Origin of the sequence: Nocardioides sp. (assembly GCF_036503465.1) — a bacterium.
Lineage (GTDB): Bacteria > Actinomycetota > Actinomycetes > Propionibacteriales > Nocardioidaceae > Nocardioides.
In genome coordinates this window covers 122,050-138,936 of sequence record NZ_DASXWU010000095.1, presented here as the reverse complement: position 1 = coordinate 138,936, position 16,887 = coordinate 122,050, and the positions used below count along the sequence as shown (strand labels likewise).

Genomic DNA, 16,887 nt, shown 5'->3' with positions numbered 1-16,887 from the left:
CCACCACCAGACCCCCGGACCACGCCCGGAATCCTCTCACGACCACCCACACCACCAACCCCCACACACCGCGGGCCGATCCCACCCCACCCCCACCCCACCGTTATCGTGGGGCCTCGCATCCGGTACTGGGAGGTGGTGCCGAACAACAGAAAGACACCACATGAACAACATCCTGATCACTGGCGGAGCCGGCTTCATCGGCCGACACCTCGCCGATCACCTCGCCTCGCGCGACGACACCGCTGTGACCGTGATCGACAACGAGTCGCTCGGGGACCGCAGGCATCTCGACCTCGAGAAGGTCCGGTTCATCCACGGCGACCTCGCCAGTCGGGACGACCTGGAAGCCGCGCTCGAGGGGCAGGATGCGGTGGTCCACCTGGCGGCTGACACCCGGGTGATGGACAGCATCGAGAACCCGCAGCGCAACTTCGACAACAACGTGATCGGGACGTTCAACCTCCTCGAGCTCTCCCGCGAGCTCGGGGTCCGACGGATCGTCGCCGCCTCCACGGGCGGGGCCATCCTCGGCGACGTGGAACCCCCGGTTCACGAGGAGATGGCACCGCGGCCGACCTCGCCGTACGGCGCCTCGAAGCTGATGCTCGAGGGCTACCTCAGCGCCTACTCCAGCTCCTTCGGCGTCAGCGCGTGTGCCCTGAGGTTCTCCAACATCTACGGGCCGCGCTCGTTCCACAAGGGTTCAGTCGTCGCCCACTTCTTCAAGCAGATCATCGCCGGTGACCCGCTCGTGGTGTACGGCGACGGCTCCCAGACGCGTGACTACCTGTACGTCGGCGACCTGGTGGAGGCCATCAGGATGGCCATGGAGAGCGATGTCCAGGGCCCCTACCAGCTGGGCAGCGGGCATCCCACCACGCTCAACCAGCTCATCGAGGTGATGCGCACCGTGACCGGCCGGGACTTCGAGGTCGAGTACCGCGACTTCCGGCCGGGCGAGGTGCGCGACACCTGGTGCCAGGTCGAGAAGGCGCGCGCGGCGTTCGGCTACGACCCGAGCACCGGCCTTGAAGAAGGTCTGAGAGCCACGTGGACGTGGTTCGACCGCCACGGTGCCTGAGGACGACGGAGAGGATCGAGTGCAGACCCCCGAGAATGCGTCCCGTCGTCGCCTGCCGCGCCGCCTGGCGAGCCGCGTCCGACGGATGATCCGGCCTGGCGACAAGGTACGGGCACTCTCCGTGCCGCCGCGGCTGCCATCGGCCGACGTGCCCGTCGAGACCACCTTCCTCGGGCCGGTGATGGACCAGCGGGCGGCGGTCGCACGCGCGTACTTGCGGCCCCGGGGGGAGAACGCTTCATACGACCTGGTCCGCGACCACTTCGACGTCATCCACTACTTGCTCCAGAGCCCGGTGGTGGCCGAGATCCCGTCGGTCGACCTGGTTCAGCACTTCCTCGACGAGGGCGTCGCCCTGCTCAAGAGCCCGAGCCCGGACTTCTCGATGGAGGCATACCTCGAGCGTTACCCCGAGCTGCTGCAGTCGACCGAGAATCCGTACGTCGACTGGCTCCGCCGCGGCCGAGCGGCCGGTGTGCTGGCAGATCCGGCCGCGGGGATCACCGAGTTGGCACCTCTTCTCGGCCTGGAGCCGGACGAGGTCCTGAGGAGAGTCCACGAGCGTCGCAGCGATGTCCTGCAGCGGCTGCGCACGGGCGGTCTGGGCGAGATGTTCGCCAAGGCGGCCGAGATCGAACCGCTCATCGGCGAAGCATGGGTGGAGACGACCCGCCCCAGGATGTTGCCCTTCAGCCATCTTCTGGTCGTGCAAGAGGTGTCAGCCATCCACAGCGCCCAGGAGGCCGCCGAGTTCCGGCCGGCACGGCTGGTCTTCGTGGTCAACAAGGGCCGGTGGGGAGGTGGCCGTCGGATGGAGGGGCACCTCGCACATGCCCTCGCCCACCACATCGACCCCGACGAGATCGTCGTGATCTACACCGACGAGAGCAGCGAGGCCCCCGCCGGGCGCTACCCCGCAGGAGTGCGTGAGGTCGACTTCGCGCAGATCTCGTCGGCGCTGCGTCCCGAGGAGGCGCAGCATGCGCTCGTGATGCTGGTGCGGACCTTCCGGGCAGACGCGATCGTCAACATCAACTCGCGGATGATGTACCACGCTCTCCGCGCGTACGGCGCCGCGCTGGCAACGTCCGAGCGTGTGTTCCACGTGTACTTCTGTCACGAACAGGTGGCCACCGGCTGGTGGCGCGGGTGGAGCCTCCGGTACTTCTACCGCACCTACGACACGGCCGCGGGGATCATCACCGACAGCGAGCACCTCGCCCGCGAGCTCTCCGCGCGCCACCGGGCCATGGCCGGCCAGCAGGAGCGGATCCACGTCTTCCGGGCACCGGTCGACGCGAGCATCCCGGTGGCCGACACACCGCCCAGCGACCCAGCGCGACGGCCGCAGGTGTTCTGGGCGGGGCGCTGGGACCGGCAGAAGCGGCTCGAGGTGTTCTTCGAGATCGCGCGGCAGATGCCCGATGTGGACTTCCGGATGTGGGGCGAGGCGGTGCTGGGGAGCGAGCGCGGCCTCCTTCCGGAGAACGTGAAGCCGATGGGTCGTTACGACCACTTCTCGGAGCTTCCCCTCGCGGAGGCCGACCTCTGGCTCTACACGTCGGCCTGGGACGGCGTCCCGAGCCTGCTGCTGGAGGTCACGATGACCGGTGTGCCGGTCGTCGGCACCCGCGTCGGCGGGACCGAGGAGGTCCTGGTCGACGACGAAGCCTGGCCGATCGAGCTCGAGGAGGGTCCCGAGGCGTACGTCGACGCGATCCGGTCGGTCCTCTCCGACCCCTCGGCCGCCAGGAAGCGGGCGCTCGCCCTCCGGGAGCGCCTGCTCCGGGAGCGCACCCCCGAAGCCTTCGAGGCCACCGCCCTCGAGGTGCTCCTTCCCGAGCTTTCGGAGGGAGAACCGCGATGACGACGGACCTGACCGTGGTGGTGACGGTGCACAGCGAGACCCTGGTCTGCGGACCCACCATGGAGTCCGCCGAGCAGGCCGTTGCCGCGGCCCGAGCCGCGGGCCACACCGTCGAACGCATCATCGCTCTCGACAACCCGACCGAGGGGACGTCCGCCTACTTCGACCAGCACGTCTTCGACGACTGGGAGCGTCGGGTCATGCACGAGGGCGACCCCGGGCGGATCCGCAACGCGATCGTGCCGCAGACCGCCGGCCGCTTCGTCGCCTTCCTCGACGGCGACGACCTCTTCAGCGAGAACTGGCTGGCCGCGGGTGTCACCCTCCTGAAGGCGGCGGAGGCAGAGGGCTCCCGGGTGATCGCACACCCGGAGCTGAACGTCATCTTCGACGGCGGCACCCAGCTCAACCACAACATCAGCCAGGACTCGCCGCTCTTCACACCGCACTTCCTGTACGTGCGCAACTGCTACGACACCCTGTGCCTGACCCCCCGCGAGGCACACCTCGAGGTGCCCTACGGCCGGCGTGACATCGCCAACGGCATCTCGCGTGAGGACTGGCAGTTCGGGGTCGAGACCATGGCCCGGGGCTGGCGACACCTGATCGTGCCGGACACGATCATCTTCAAGCGCCGGCGCGACTTCTCGATGATGGTGGAGAGCTCCGGACGCGGGGCGCTCCTGCGTTCGCTGCCCGAGATGGCCATCGACCGGATCCGGGACCTGACGCGACAGGGCCGGTGAGTCCTCGACTCACCGGCCCCTCGCGCGTGGACTGCGCCCCGTGCGGGCTCAGACCGAAGCGGTCTCCGACTGCTCCTCCTGCGCCTTCGCCTGAGCCGCGGCGGACTCGCCGCTCCAGACGGAGACACACGGGATCTTGGTCTGGTCGCAGCGGTCGGCGTACTTCTTGGTCACATCGGTGACCTCCTCCATCAGGCCCTCGCTCAGGGTGATGGGGTTCAGACCCAGGTGCAGGAACCGGTCGTTGGCGACGTGGAGCTCGTTCTCGTCGTCCTCGTTGCGCGGGTTGGGTACGTTCATGACCTCCACACCCGTCCGGTCGGAGATCATCTGGGCCAGGTCACGGACGCGGTGCGTCTCGGTCATCTGGTTCATGATCTGCACCCGGTCGTGGCGCTCCGGCGGGTTCTCCAGGGCGAGCTGGATGCACTTGACCGTGTCCTGGATGTGGATGAACGCCCGGGTCTGGCCGCCCGTGCCGTGCACCGTCAGCGGGTAGCCGATCGCCGCCTGCATCAGGAACCGGTTGAGCACCGTGCCGTAGTCGCCGTCGTAGTCGAACCGGTTGACGAGCCGCTCGTCGAGCTTGGTCTCCTGGGTCTGCGTGCCCCAGACGATGCCCTGGTGCAGGTCGGTGACCCGGACGTGGTCGTTCTTGTTGTAGTACGCGAAGAGCAGCTGGTCCTGGGTCTTGGTCATGTGGTAGATGCTGCCCGGGTTGGCCGGGTACAGGATCTCCTGGTCGACGAGGCCCTGGTCGGTCTGCACCTTCACCTGCAGGTATCCCTCGGGGATCTTCATGCCGGCGGTGCCGTACCCGTAGACACCCATCGTGCCGAGGTGGGTCACGTGGATGTCGAGACCGCTCTCGACGACCGCGGCGAGCACGTTGTTGGTCGCGTTCAGGTTGTTGTCGACGGTGTACCGCTTGTGCCGGCTGCTCTTCATCGAGTACGGCGCGGCGCGCTGCTCGGCGAAGTGCACGAGCGCGGTCGGCTTCCAGTCCTCCAAGAGGTCGAGCAGACGCTGGTAGTTGACCGCCACGTCGATGTCGTGGAACGCGATGTCCTTGCCGGACACCTCCTTCCAGGCACGGAGACGCTCACCCATGTGCCGGATGGGCGTCAGTGACGAGACCTCCAGCTCGATGTCGATCTTGCGGCGCGAGAGGTTGTCGACGATGGCCACCTCGTGCCCGCGTGCGGACAGGTGCAGGGCCGTGGGCCACCCACAGAACCCGTCGCCTCCCAGAATGAGTACCCGCATTGTCTTCCCTTCGTTGTGCGTCTCGTCCTGCGTCGCCGCTGTCGGGAGCGGTTCCCTCGGCGCGAGATCGGTCCGGCTGGTTGCCGCCGGGGCTTCGTCTTCCGTGGTCGTCGCGGGTGTCTCCGCGTTGGTGCGCACCATGCGCCCCACGGTCGGGTCGAAGTGAATCCCGCATTCCTTCGCGGTGTCCAACTCCCACCACCACCGGCCGGCCCGGGTGTCCTCACCCGGGGAGATGGCCCGGGTGCACGGTGCGCACCCGATGCTCGCGTAACCGCGATCATGGAGCTTGTTGTAGGGGACCCGGTGTTCCTTGATGTAGGCCCACACCTGGTCGGTCGTCCAGTCGAGCATGGGGTTGAACTTGTACAGCCCGTACGAGTCGTCCCAGGTCTTCTCGGTGAGGTCGCTGCGCAGCTTGGACTGCTGCTTGCGCAGCCCGGTGAGCCACGCGTTCTTGCCCTCGAGCACCTGGCGCAGGGGCTTGACCTTGCGAATCTCGCAGCACTGGTGTCGCAGGTCCACCGAGTCGTAGAACCCGTTCTGCCCGTGCTGGGCGGTCCACTCGCTGATCTCGGTGGCGTCGGGACTCACCATCCGCACGACCGGGCCGTAGCGCCGGTGGACGCTGTGCGCGACGGCATGCGTCTCCTCGGGAAGTCGGCCCGTATCGATGCTGACGATCTCGATGTCGAGGTCGTGCTTGGAGATCAGGTCGGTCATGACCATGCTCTCGGGGCCGAACGCGTTAGCCAGCACAGCCGGCCGATGTTCCGAGGCGATGGTGCGCAGCATGGCCAGCGTGCCGGACAGCACGTCGCCGTAGTCCACGCAAATACTCCTTGTAGGTGGCGGCTGTCCAGTGCCCTCCGATGCTACACCGGGGACGGGTCAAACCCTGATTCCACGTCTCCCCCGGGCGTCGGCCGCTACCTCGTCGCCGCCATCATCTGCCGCAGCTCCTTCTTCAGGTCGCCGATCTCGTCGCGGAGACGGGCGGCGACCTCGAACTGGAGCTCCGCGGCGGCCGCCTTCATCTGGTCGGTGAGCTCCTGGATCAACGCCGCGAGCTCGGCGCTGGGCAGGCCCGAGATGTCGGGGGCATGCTCGCCCGCGCTGAGCTGGCCGAGCGCGGGTACGGGCTGTCCCTGCCTCGGCTTGACGCCGCCGGCCCGGCCCTTCGCCTCGGTGCCGGCCCAGGTCGCCAGCAGCGCCTTGGTGTTCTCGTCCTCGCGGGCGAGCATCTCGGTGATGTCGGCGATCTTCTTCCGCAGCGGCTGCGGGTCGATCCCCATCTCGGTGTTGTAGGCGACCTGCTTGGCGCGGCGGCGGTTGGTCTCGTCGATCGCCGCCTCCATCGAAGGCGTGATCTTGTCGGCGTACATGTGCACCTGGCCGGACACGTTGCGGGCGGCCCGGCCGATCGTCTGGATCAGCGACTTGTCCGACCGCAGGAAGCCCTCCTTGTCGGCGTCGAGGATCGATACCAGGGACACCTCGGGCAGGTCGAGTCCCTCGCGGAGGAGGTTGATCCCGACCAGCACGTCGTAGTCGCCGAGCCTGAGGTCGCGGAGCAGCTCGATGCGCTTGAGCGTGTCGACCTCGGAGTGGAGGTAGCGCGTGCGGACCCCGGCGTCGAGGAGGTAGTCGGTGAGGTCCTCGGACATCTTCTTGGTGAGCGTGGTCACCAGGACTCGCTCGTTGCGCTCGACGCGGAGGTTGATCTCGTGGATCAGGTCGTCGATCTGACCCTTGGTCGGCTTCACGACCACCTCGGGGTCGACCAGACCGGTCGGGCGGATGATCTGCTCGACGACGTCACCGCCCACCTTGTCCAGCTCGTAGTCTCCGGGGGTCGCGGAGAGGTAGATGGTCTGGCCGATCCGCTCCAGGAACTCCTCCCACCGGAGCGGACGGTTGTCCATCGCGCTCGGGAGCCGGAAGCCGTGGTCGACGAGGTTGCGCTTGCGGGACATGTCCCCCTCGTACATCCCGCCGATCTGCGGGACCGCGACGTGCGACTCGTCGATGACGAGGACGAAGTCCTCCGGGAAGTAGTCGAGGAGACAGTTCGGCGGGGTGCCGTGCGTGCGGCCATCGATGTGCATCGAGTAGTTCTCGATGCCGGCACAGGACCCGACCTGCCGCATCATCTCGACGTCGTACGTCGTGCGCATCCGCAGGCGCTGCGCCTCGAGCAGCTTCCCCTGCCGCTCGAACGTCGCCAGCCGCTCCTCGAGCTCGGCCTCGATGCCGTTGATCGCCCGCTCCATGCGCTCCGGGCCGGCGACGTAGTGCGTGGCCGGGAAGACGTACAGCTCGTCGTCCTCGCTGATCACCTCCCCCGTCACCGGATGGAGCGTCATCAGCCGCTCGACCTCGTCGCCGAAGAACTCCACGCGCACGGCGTGCTCCTCGTAGACCGGGAAGATCTCGAGGGTGTCGCCGCGGACCCGGAAGGTGCCGCGGGTGAAGGTCATGTCGTTGCGGGTGTACTGGATCTCGACGAGTCGCCTCAGGATCGAGTCGCGGTCACGCTCGTCGCCGACCTTCAGCTTCAGCATCCGGTCGACGTACTCCTGGGGGGTGCCGAGGCCGTAGATGCAGGAGACCGTGGCCACCACGATCACGTCGCGACGGGTGAGCAGGGAGTTGGTCGCGGAGTGGCGCAGCCGCTCGACCTCCTCGTTGATGGAGGAGTCCTTCTCGATGTAGGTGTCGGTCTGAGGGACGTATGCCTCGGGTTGGTAGTAGTCGTAGTAGGAGACGAAGTACTCGACCGCGTTGTGGGGGAAGAGCTGGCGGAGCTCGTTGGCGAACTGGGCCGCGAGCGTCTTGTTGGGCTGCATCACCAGGATCGGGCGCTGGATCTGCTCGGCCACCCAGGCGACGCTGGCTGTCTTGCCGGTGCCGGTGGCGCCGAGCAGGACGACGTCGCTCACGCCGCCCTTGATGCGGCGGACGATCTCCTCGATCGCGGCCGGCTGGTCACCGTTGGGCTGGTAGTCGGAGACCACCTCGAACGGCGCCACCCGGCGCTCCAGGTCGGTCACTGGTCGCATGGCCTCCAGCGTAGACAAGCCCACCGACGACCGCGGGAGCCGAGCCTGCGAGGCTCCCGTCCGAGGGCGAAGGTTGAGGAGCGCCGGCCCGGGGCCGAACGAAGAGAGGGACCGGGCGGCGCGTCTCGAAACCCATCGCCTGGACGTCTCAGCTCGGCTCGGACGGCTCCCGCGCGCCGATCGTGAGGCTCGCGATCGCCGCGACGCCGAGGACGACCACGATGAACCCCAGCGACGGGAGGATGCCGACCTCGGGCACCGTCAGCGCGCCGAGGTGGTCGACGTGCGACCCACGGAGCCCCTCGAGGATCAGCTTCACGCCGATGAAGCCGAGCACCAGGGCCAGGGCCGGCTGCAGGTAGACCAGCCGGGTGAGCAGGGCCTCGACCACGAAGAACAGCTGGCGGAGTCCAAGGAGGGCGAACGCGTTGGCGGTCAGGATCACGAACGCGTCCTGGGTCAGACCCAGGATCGCCGGGATCGAGTCCAGGGCGAAGACCACGTTCGCGACCGCGATCGCTGCCACGACCACGACCAGGGGCGTCCACATCGAGCGGCCGTCGACCCGGGTGCGGAGCCGGTCGCCGTCGTACGACGGGGAGAGCGGCAGGTACCGGCGCAGCCAGCGGAGCACGGCGTACTCCTGGAACTCCTCGTCGGGCTCCTGCTCGCGCAGGAGTCCGACGGCGGTGTACACGAGCAGCAGCCCGAACAGGTAGAACGTCCAGGAGGCCGCCGAGACCAGCACGGTCCCGCCGACGATCAGGACCGCCCGCATCACGAACGACAGCACGATGCCGATCAGCAGCGTGCGATCGCGGGCCGCGGCCAGGACCCCGAAGGTGTTCATGATGACCAGGAACACGAACAGGTTGTCGACGCTCAGGCTGTACTCGGTGAGGTAGCCCGCGAAGAACTCGGTGCCGGCGCGCCGGTCGACGACCAGCAGCGCGACGCCGAACGCCGCGGCCGCTGTGACGTTGGCGCCGACCCAGAGCAGGCAGGTCCGCAGAGTGGGCCGCTCGCTGCGCCGGGAGACGGCCACGAGGTCGGCGGCGACGAGCATCACCAGGATGATCGCCGCCGCGATCCAGAGCGGCATCGGGACCGAGGTGTGCACTGGGCCTCCGGACGTGGTGACGTACCGGAGGTCTCCTCCACCAGCCCGTCAGCTCAGCACTGACCGGAGGCCGGGGCGCCGGGCCGGGATGTCCCGCCGTGATGACGACGCGTCCGCGAGGGAGTACTCCCCTCCGTCGGACAGCCTAATCGGACCGAGGAGCGTGTCCGTGGTGGGTAGTTTGAGCGGGTGCGCTCCCGCTCCCCGTCGACGGCGGCCGACCGCTGGCTGCCGCTGGTGCGCCGGGTCGTGATCGGGATCGTCGTGGCGCCGTTCCTGATGGCGATCGTGATGACGCTCGTCGACTCCTATCGGCGTCGCGGGAAGCACCGGGCGGTGGCGTTCCCGACGGCCCCGCCGAGCACGGTGCCGGTCGGCGACGGCGAGGTCACGACGTACACCTTCGGGACCGACCTGTACGACGACATGCTCGCCGCCATCGACGGCGCCGAGCGGCAGATCCTGCTCGAGACGTACATCTGGAAGGGCGACGAGGTCGGGCAGCGGTTCAAGACCGCCCTGGAGGCGGCAGCCGCCCGGGGCGTCGAGGTCTACCTGATCTACGACGCGTTCGCGAACCTGGTCGTGTCGCCGCGGTTCCAGCGCTTCCCCCGCTCGATCAAGGTGCTCCGCTACCCGATGTACGCCGCCGGGTGGCGGCCGTTCGACCTGCGGCGCTACGGCCGCGACCACCGCAAGATCCTCGTGGTCGACGACTCGATCGGGTTCGTGGGCGGATACAACATCGGGTCGGCCTACGCCACCGAGTGGCGCGACACCCACATCCGGATCACCGGGCCGGGCGTGTGGGACCTGAAGCGGGCCTTCGCCGACTTCTGGAACCTGAACCGGCGCCGCCGCTTCCGGCCCAGCGAGCGCCCGCTGCTGCTCGAGACGGCGTCGACCTGGGAGCCGACGATCCGGCTGCACCGGAACGTGCCACGCCTCTGGATGTTCCCGATCCGGTCGATGTACATCGAGGCCATCGCCCGTGCCAGCACGAACGTCTGGCTGACCACGGCGTACTTCCTGCCGGACCCCGACTTCGCGCAGGCACTGACCGACGCGGCCCTGCGCGGCGTCGACGTCCGCATCCTGATCCCGGCGAAGTCCAACCACGTCGTGTCCGACTGGATCTCACGCGGCTACTTCTCGCAGCTGCTCGACGCCGGGGTGAAGGTGCTGCGCTACCGCGACGCGATGGTGCACGCCAAGACCGCCACCATCGACGGGACCTGGTCCACGGTGGGCACCGCCAACATCGACCGGATGAGCCTGACCGGGAACTACGAGATCAACGTCGAGATCATCGACCGTCGCCTCGCGGGGTCGCTGGAGGAGATCTTCCGCGTCGACGAGTCGAACAGCCTGGAGCTGACCAGGGCCGAGTGGGAGGCCAGGGACATCTACCGCCGGTTCACCGAGTTCATCCTCAACCCGCTGCGTCCGCTGCTGTGAGCCGGGTCATCGAGCTGTGGGAAAGTCGATGATCGAGCTCAGCTTGAGCGCCTTGGCCTTGTCGCCCTTCACCTTCAGCGCGCCCGTGAGGACGCCGACGACCGGGCTGAGGTGGCCGGTGGCGAGCCGCAGGTAGTCGTGCCCCTCGCAGGTCACGGTGGCGTCGCGCTCGTCCGGCTGCACGGCGTCGCCGGTCGCCACTGTGGCCACGCCGTCGCGCACGCGTACGACGTACCGCTCGACGGCGCCGGACGGGTTGCCCAGCAGCCGGAAGCCGACGGTCAGGTCGACACCCCTCGCCTTCCGCCCGTTGAGGTAGTCGGGTAGACGCCGGAAGATCTCCCCCAGCACGACGGGCCGGAAGTCGGAGGCCATCACCGTGCGGAGATGCTCGGCGGAGACGCCCTTCAGGACGGTGGCGACGTCGACCGGGTCCAGCCGGGTGGGGTCAATCGCCACCTGGTCGGTGCCCGGCACCGTGAAGATCCCGCCCACGCCCAGGGCGAGGGCCGCGTCGCCGTGGATAGCGAGGGTGCCGGCGAGGTACTCCAGGCCGGCGTTGTGCTCCCCGCCGACGAGGCGCATGAACCGCACGAGACCGGTCGTGAGGACGACGTCGGCGGGTGTCTCCGGGTCGATGAGGGTGATCCGGCCCTCGCGGAACTCGAGCGCCCGGCGCTCCGCCACGACGTCGTCGAGCGTCAGGTCGAACCGGACGACGCCGCACAGGGCCGCGACGCGCGAGGGTACGGCGTACTCGTGGAGCCGGCGCAGGATCACCTCGACCACGACGGACCGGACCTCCTCGCGGCCGACGACACCGAGCAGGTCGTCGTCGGTCGCTGCCCGGATCGCGGCGACCAGGTCCTCCGCGGACGTGCTCTCGAGGAAGTCCCGTGTCGTCGCCGGTCCGGCATCCCGGAGCGGGCCCAGGTCCGTCACGCGCACCTCTTGTAACTCGGAGTTACAGGAACGCTAGCGCACCGGCAGATGCGTGCGCGGGGCCATCCGAGGGCCTCGCCTCGGGCGACCACCGGCGAAGCCGTGGAGGAGGACGACGACCCGGTTGCGGTGGGGTCGCCAGGGCTCGAGGAACTCGCGCATCTGGTCGTCGTCGTACGGCGTGCCGGTCACGGCCCAGCCGACGTCCTTGGCGATGTGGTAGTCGCCGAAGCTCACCGCGTCGGGATCGCCGAAGGCGCGTGACCTGACCTCGGCCGAGGTCCACTCGCCGATGCCCGGCAGGATGCGCAGCTTGACGTCGGCGTCGTCCCGGCCGAGCCGGTCGAGCGAGTCGGCCACCGTGGCCGCCCGGACGAGGGCCCGTGAGCGGGCGGGGTCGATGTGGAGCCCCAGCCACTCCCAGGACGGGATGCGGCGGATCGTCTCGGCGCTCGGCTGGACCCAGAGCCGGAGGTCACGGCCGGGCCCCGGCGCCCGCTCGCCGAACCGGTGCACGAGCCGTCTGAAGCCGGCGAACGCCTCCTGCCCGGTGACCTTCTGCTCGATGACCGCCGCGACCAGGGTCTCGAAGACCCGGTGGCTCGCCCCGAACCGGAGGTGCGGCCGGCGGCGGTGCGCCTCGGCCACCAGCGGGTGGTGATGCGCCTCGAAGCCGCTCGGGTCGTCGTCGGCGCCCAGCATCGCCGGCATCGTCTCCAGGGCCCAGGACGCACCCGGCCCCCACGCCTCGCCCACGACGTCACCCTCGCTCGGGCGGGGCGCGACACGCAGGGAGGCGGGACCGTCCGGCGTCCGGATGCCGCGCCACACCTCGTCGCCGTGCACCCGGAACGTCGGGTCTCCCCCGCCGTGCCGCTGCTGGCCGAGAACACCCGGGGCCGGGCAGGGCCAGTCGGGTCGCCACACCCGCCGCTGCCCGCCCGTCACGTGCTCAACGTACGGGGTGGTGGGGACAGGGCCGGCTCGGGACGGTTCATCACGCTGGGTAGGTGAATGCGAACCTGGCAGGCGGAGTTCACCTGGCCCGGCGCCGGCTCGCCCACCCAGCGTGATGAACCGTCACTCTCACCCCACGGCAGCAGCAGCCGCCCGACCCGCCGTACGACCGGAGAAGAGGCAGCCGCCGAGGAACGTCCCCTCGAGGGCGTTGTAGCCCATCATTCCGCCGCCTCCGAAGCCCGCCGCCTCGCCGGCGGCGTACAGACCGGGAAGGACCTCGCCCGACGACGTCAGGCATCGCCCGGACAGGTCGGTCACCAGGCCACCGAGCGTCTTCCGGGTCAGGATGTTGAGGCGTACGGCGATCAGCGGGCCGTTCCTCGGATCCAGGATCTTGTGCGGCGAGGCGACCCGCACGAGCCGGTCGCCGCGGTAGGCACGATGCTGCCGGATGAACGCCACCTGGGTGTCCTTCGTGTAGCGGTTGTCGATCTGGCGGTCGCGCGCCTCGATCTGCCGCCGCAGCACCTGCTCCTCGATGACCGCGCCGCCCTGCGCCGGCCCGCCGACCTCGTTCATCCCGCGCACCAGCTCGGTCAGCGTGTCGGCGACGACGAAGTCCGGCCCGTGCTGCTTGAACGCCTCCACCGGGCCCGGCGCGCCGTCGCCGACGACCCGGCCGAGCAGCAGCCTCACGTCCTTCCCGGTCAGGTCGGGGTTCTGCTCCGAGCCAGACAGGGCGAACTCCTTCTCGATGATCGTCTGCGTGAGCACGAACCACGAGTAGTCGTAGCCGGTCCGCCGCAGGTGGCCCAGCGTGCCGAGGGTGTCGAAGCCGGGCAGGTACGGCGCGGGCAGCCGGCGGCCGGCCGCGTCGAACCACATCGACGACGGCCCGGGCAGGATCCGGATGCCGTGGTTCGCCCAGATCGGGTCCCAGTTGCGGAGCCCCTCGACGTAGTGCCACATCCGGTCCTCGTTGATGACCTGCGCACCCGCCGACTGCGAGATGAGCATCATCCGGCCGTCCACGTGCGCCGGCACGCCGCTGACCATGAACGCCGGTGGCGTTCCCAGCCGCTCGGGCCAGGCCTTCCGCACCAGGTCGTGGTCGCCGCCGATGCCGCCGCTGGAGACGATCACCGCCTGCGCGGTCAGCTCGAACTCCCCGACCTCGTCCCGGTTGGACGCCTTCCCGCGCTCCATGCCGTCCGGCGCCAGCAGCCGGCCGCGTACGCCGGTCACCGTCCGCGACCCGGCGCTCGAGCCCGTCGAGACGACCAGCTCGTCCACCCGGTGCCGGAACGCGAGCCGGATCCGTCCGGTCGCGGCGTGCTCACGCACCCGCCGCTCGAACGGCTCGACGACCCCGGGCCCGGTGCCCCAGGTGATGTGGAAGCGGGGCACCGAGTTCCCGTGTCCGTCGGCCCGGCCGTCGCCACGCTCGGCCCAGCCGACCACGGGGAACAGCCGGAGTCCCATCGACCGGAGCCAGGATCGCTTCTCGCCGGCCGCGAAGTCGACGTACGCCTCGGCCCAGCGTCGCGGCCAGAGGTCTTCGTCGCGGTCGAACTGCGCGCTCCCCAGCCAGTCCGAGAGCGCGAGCTCGTGACTGTCGTGCACGCCCATCCGCCGCTGCTCGGGGGTGTCGACGAGGAACAGCCCGCCGAGGCTCCAGAACGCCTGGCCTCCGAGCGACTGCTCGGGCTCCTGGTCGACGAGGACTACGGTGCGTCCGGCGTCGGCGACCTCCGCGGCGGCGGCCAACCCGGCGAGCCCGTGGCCCACGACGATCACATCGGCGTCCATGGGCGGCGACGATAACGGCGTACGCCGGGATTAGGGTCGGGGCCGTGAGCGACGCCACCCACGAGCGACCCCTCGAGGAGGGGATCGAGCGCGACTTCAGCCGACAGATGTCGTACGGCGACTACCTGCGGCTGGACACCCTGCTCTCCGCCCAGCGGCCGCTGAGCGATCCGCCGCAGCACGACGAGCTGCTGTTCATCATCCAGCACCAGACCACCGAGCTCTGGCTGAAGCTGCTGGTCCACGAGCTCCGCTCCGCCCGCTTGCTGCTCACCACCGACGACCTCGCACCGGCGCTGAAGCGGTTGGCCCGGGTCAAGCACGTGCAGCACACGATCACCGACCAGTGGTCGGTGCTGGCAACCCTGACGCCGTCGGAGTATGCACAGATCCGGCCCTTCCTCGCGACTTCCTCCGGCTTCCAGTCGGCGCAGTACCGCGAGGTCGAGTTCCTCCTCGGCAACAAGAGCGCCGAGATGGTCAAGGTCTTCGCCCACGACCCGGTCGCCCAGGGTGAGCTGACGACGCTGCTCCACGAGCCGTCCCTGTACGACGAGTTCCTGCGCTACCTCGGGCGCCAGGGGTACGCCGTACCGGCCGCGTCCCTCGACCGCGACTGGTCGCAGCCCTACCGGTCGAACCCCGAGCTCGTGCAGATGTTCGCGGGCGTCTACGCAACGCCCGAGCAGCACTGGGGCGTCTACGAGACCTGCGAGGAGCTCGTCGACGTCGAGGACAACTTCCAGCAGTGGCGCTTCCGCCACCTCCAGGTCGTGCAGCGGACCATCGGCCACAAGACCGGCACCGGCGGCTCCTCCGGCGTCGACTTCCTCCGCCGCGCCCTCGACCTGACCTTCTTCCCCGAGCTGTACGAGGTGCGGACCCTGATCGGCGAGTGACCCCACGGGCGGTGAGCAAGGGCCGGTCCCCGGGCATCGAAAGGGTCCTGCCTCACCGCTCCCAGGCCGTCGGTGCGCTCGGGCAAGATGACCACATGCTGCTGCGCGACGTGGTCGAGACGTCGGGGGTGGTCGCAGCCACGCGGTCACGCAAGGCCAAGGTGGCCGCCATCGCCGAGCGGCTCGCCGAGGCGGAGGTCGACGAGCTGCCGGTGGTCACGGCGTACCTCGGCGGCACGATCCTGCAGCGCCGCACCGGGGTCGGCTGGCGCGGCCTGAGCTCGCTCCCCGAGCCGGCGGACCAGCCGTCGGTGACCCCGCTCGAGGTCCACGAGGCACTCGAGCGACTGGCCGCCATGGCCGGGGCCGGCTCGCAGGAGCTGAGGTCCTCGGGCGTCCGCGACCTGTTCGCCCGGATGACCGCCGACGAGCAGCGCTGGCTGCGTGGCGTCATGACCGGAAACGTCCGTCAGGGCGCCCTCGACGCCGTCGTCCAGGAGGCCATCGCCGCGTCGTCGGGCGTGAAGCTCACGGCCGTACGCCGTGCGGCCATGCTCGCGGGCGGCACCGTGCCGATCGTGGTCGCCGCCATGACCGGCGGCGAGGAGGCGCTCGCCCAGATCGGCCTCGAGGTCGGCCGGCCGGTGCTGCCGATGCTCGCGTCGACGGCGCCGGACGTGACGGCCGCGGTCGCGAAGGCCGGTGGTGGTCCGGGGAGCCCGGTCGCGGTGGACACCAAGCTGGACGGCATCCGGATCCAGGTCCATCGGCACGGCGACGAGATCGTGGTCGCCACCCGCAGCCTCGAAGACATCACCCCGCGGCTGCCCGAGGTGGTCGAGGTCGTGAGGTCGCTGCCCGGCGGCGACCTGGTGCTGGACGGCGAGGCGATCGCTCTCGACGAGACCGGCCGGCCGAGACCGTTCCAGGAGACGGCGTCCCGCACTGCCCAGGCGCTGGGCGAGGGCGCCGGCGTGGCCATCACGCCGTACTTCTTCGACGTCCTCCACGCCGACGGCCGCGACCTCCTCGACGCCACCGGCACCGAGCGGCTCGAGGTGCTCGACGCGATCGTCCCGGAGGAGCATCGCGTCCCCCGGCTGATCACCGACGACCCGACCGCAGCCGAGGAGTTCGCCCAGGACGCGCTGTCCCGTGGTCACGAGGGCGTCGTCGTGAAGAGCCTCGCGATCGGGTACGCCGCAGGCCGCCGCGGCTCCGGCTGGGTCAAGGTGAAGCCGGTCCACACCCTCGACCTGGTCGTCCTGGCCGTCGAGTGGGGCAACGGCCGCCGCCAGGGCCGGCTGTCCAACATCCATCTCGGCGCCCGCAACCCCGACGGCACGTTCACCATGTTGGGCAAGACGTTCAAAGGGATGACGGACGAGATGCTCGCCTGGCAGACCGAGCGGTTCACCGAGCTGGCCGTCGAGCCCGAGACAATCCGCGACTCGTACGTCGTACCGCTGCGGCCCGAGCAGGTGGTCGAGATCGCCTTCGACGGTCTCCAGCGCTCGTCGCGCTATCCGGGCGGCCTCGCCCTTCGGTTCGCCCGCGTCGTCCGCTACCGCGACGACAAGTCCGTCGACGAGGCCGACACCATCGAGACGGTGCGCCGGCTCGCCGTCACCGCGGGGTCCGACCGTTCGTCGGACGGCGGGTAGGTTCGCAGTC

12 protein-coding genes are annotated in these 16,887 nt (G+C 69.6%); 6 read left to right on the top strand and 6 right to left on the bottom strand.

The window, feature by feature from the left end:
- The first annotated feature begins 163 nt into the window (after positions 1–163).
- The 3 genes from VGK78_RS17755 to VGK78_RS17745 all read left to right on the top strand — a co-directional run bounded on the left by VGK78_RS17755 (position 164) and on the right by VGK78_RS17745 (position 3,697).
- Positions 164–1,084: an NAD-dependent epimerase/dehydratase family protein gene (locus tag VGK78_RS17755; protein ID WP_331529057.1), complete on the top strand. Its 921-nt coding sequence runs from the start codon at positions 164–166 to the stop codon at positions 1,082–1,084.
- 148 nt (positions 1,085–1,232) lie between these two features.
- On the top strand, positions 1,233–2,951 hold the full coding sequence (locus tag VGK78_RS17750; protein ID WP_331529056.1) for a glycosyltransferase family 4 protein: 1,719 nt from the start codon (positions 1,233–1,235) through the stop codon (positions 2,949–2,951).
- On the top strand, positions 2,948–3,697 hold the full coding sequence (locus VGK78_RS17745; protein WP_331529055.1) for a glycosyltransferase family A protein: 750 nt from the start codon (positions 2,948–2,950) through the stop codon (positions 3,695–3,697). Before VGK78_RS17750 ends, VGK78_RS17745 begins: the two co-directional genes overlap by 4 nt.
- Positions 3,698–3,745: 48 nt before the next feature.
- Here VGK78_RS17745 and VGK78_RS17740 read toward each other — a convergent pair whose 3' ends face one another.
- The 3 genes from VGK78_RS17740 to VGK78_RS17730 form a co-directional block, all read right to left on the bottom strand.
- Entirely contained in the window at positions 3,746–5,794 is a 2,049-nt protein-coding gene (locus tag VGK78_RS17740) for a phosphoadenylyl-sulfate reductase (protein ID WP_331529054.1), read from the bottom strand.
- 98 nt (positions 5,795–5,892) lie between these two features.
- Entirely contained in the window at positions 5,893–8,025 is a 2,133-nt protein-coding gene (uvrB, locus tag VGK78_RS17735) for an excinuclease ABC subunit UvrB (RefSeq protein ID WP_331529053.1), read from the bottom strand.
- A 148-nt stretch (positions 8,026–8,173) separates the two neighbouring features.
- Positions 8,174–9,145, bottom strand: a complete 972-nt coding sequence (locus tag VGK78_RS17730) for a TerC/Alx family metal homeostasis membrane protein (RefSeq protein ID WP_331529052.1) — start codon at positions 9,143–9,145, stop codon at positions 8,174–8,176.
- Between the two features lie 279 nt (positions 9,146–9,424).
- On the opposite strand from VGK78_RS17730, the gene VGK78_RS17725 reads away from it, so the two are divergent.
- On the top strand, positions 9,425–10,603 hold the full coding sequence (locus VGK78_RS17725) for a phospholipase D-like domain-containing protein (RefSeq protein WP_414690705.1): 1,179 nt from the start codon (positions 9,425–9,427) through the stop codon (positions 10,601–10,603).
- A gap of 6 nt (positions 10,604–10,609) precedes the next feature.
- On the opposite strand, the gene VGK78_RS17720 is transcribed toward VGK78_RS17725, so the two are convergent.
- From VGK78_RS17720 to VGK78_RS17710, 3 genes are all read right to left on the bottom strand, one after another.
- Positions 10,610–11,545 carry an SCP2 sterol-binding domain-containing protein gene (locus VGK78_RS17720; RefSeq protein WP_331529050.1) on the bottom strand — a complete coding sequence of 312 codons (936 nt, stop codon included), beginning with the start codon at positions 11,543–11,545 and terminating at the stop codon, positions 10,610–10,612.
- Between the two features lie 33 nt (positions 11,546–11,578).
- The gene (locus VGK78_RS17715; protein WP_331529049.1) at positions 11,579–12,493 is read right to left on the bottom strand and encodes a DNA-3-methyladenine glycosylase 2 family protein; all 915 of its coding nucleotides are present in this window, start codon (positions 12,491–12,493) and stop codon (positions 11,579–11,581) included.
- Between the two features lie 138 nt (positions 12,494–12,631).
- Positions 12,632–14,314 carry an FAD-binding dehydrogenase gene (locus tag VGK78_RS17710; RefSeq protein ID WP_331529048.1) on the bottom strand — a complete coding sequence of 561 codons (1,683 nt, stop codon included), beginning with the start codon at positions 14,312–14,314 and terminating at the stop codon, positions 12,632–12,634.
- Between the two features lie 44 nt (positions 14,315–14,358).
- On the opposite strand from VGK78_RS17710, the gene kynA reads away from it, so the two are divergent.
- Positions 14,359–15,213, top strand: coding sequence for a tryptophan 2,3-dioxygenase (gene kynA, locus VGK78_RS17705; RefSeq protein WP_331529047.1), 855 nt, complete (start codon positions 14,359–14,361; stop codon positions 15,211–15,213).
- A gap of 95 nt (positions 15,214–15,308) precedes the next feature.
- Positions 15,309–16,877 carry an ATP-dependent DNA ligase gene (locus VGK78_RS17700; RefSeq protein WP_331529046.1) on the top strand — a complete coding sequence of 523 codons (1,569 nt, stop codon included), beginning with the start codon at positions 15,309–15,311 and terminating at the stop codon, positions 16,875–16,877.
- Positions 16,878–16,887 lie beyond the last annotated feature (10 nt).

What these genes read in the sequence shown, in the direction of transcription:
- VGK78_RS17710 (WP_331529048.1), bottom strand. Translation starts at nt 14,314, where the DNA reads ATGGACGCCGATGTGATCGTCGTGGGCCACGGGCTCGCCGGGTTGGCC.
- VGK78_RS17725 (WP_414690705.1), top strand. Translation starts at nt 9,425, where the DNA reads ATGGCGATCGTGATGACGCTCGTCGACTCCTATCGGCGTCGCGGGAAG.
- uvrB (WP_331529053.1), bottom strand. Translation starts at nt 8,025, where the DNA reads ATGCGACCAGTGACCGACCTGGAGCGCCGGGTGGCGCCGTTCGAGGTG.
- VGK78_RS17700 (WP_331529046.1), top strand. Translation starts at nt 15,309, where the DNA reads ATGCTGCTGCGCGACGTGGTCGAGACGTCGGGGGTGGTCGCAGCCACG.
- VGK78_RS17745 (WP_331529055.1), top strand. Translation starts at nt 2,948, where the DNA reads ATGACGACGGACCTGACCGTGGTGGTGACGGTGCACAGCGAGACCCTG.
- VGK78_RS17755 (WP_331529057.1), top strand. Translation starts at nt 164, where the DNA reads ATGAACAACATCCTGATCACTGGCGGAGCCGGCTTCATCGGCCGACAC.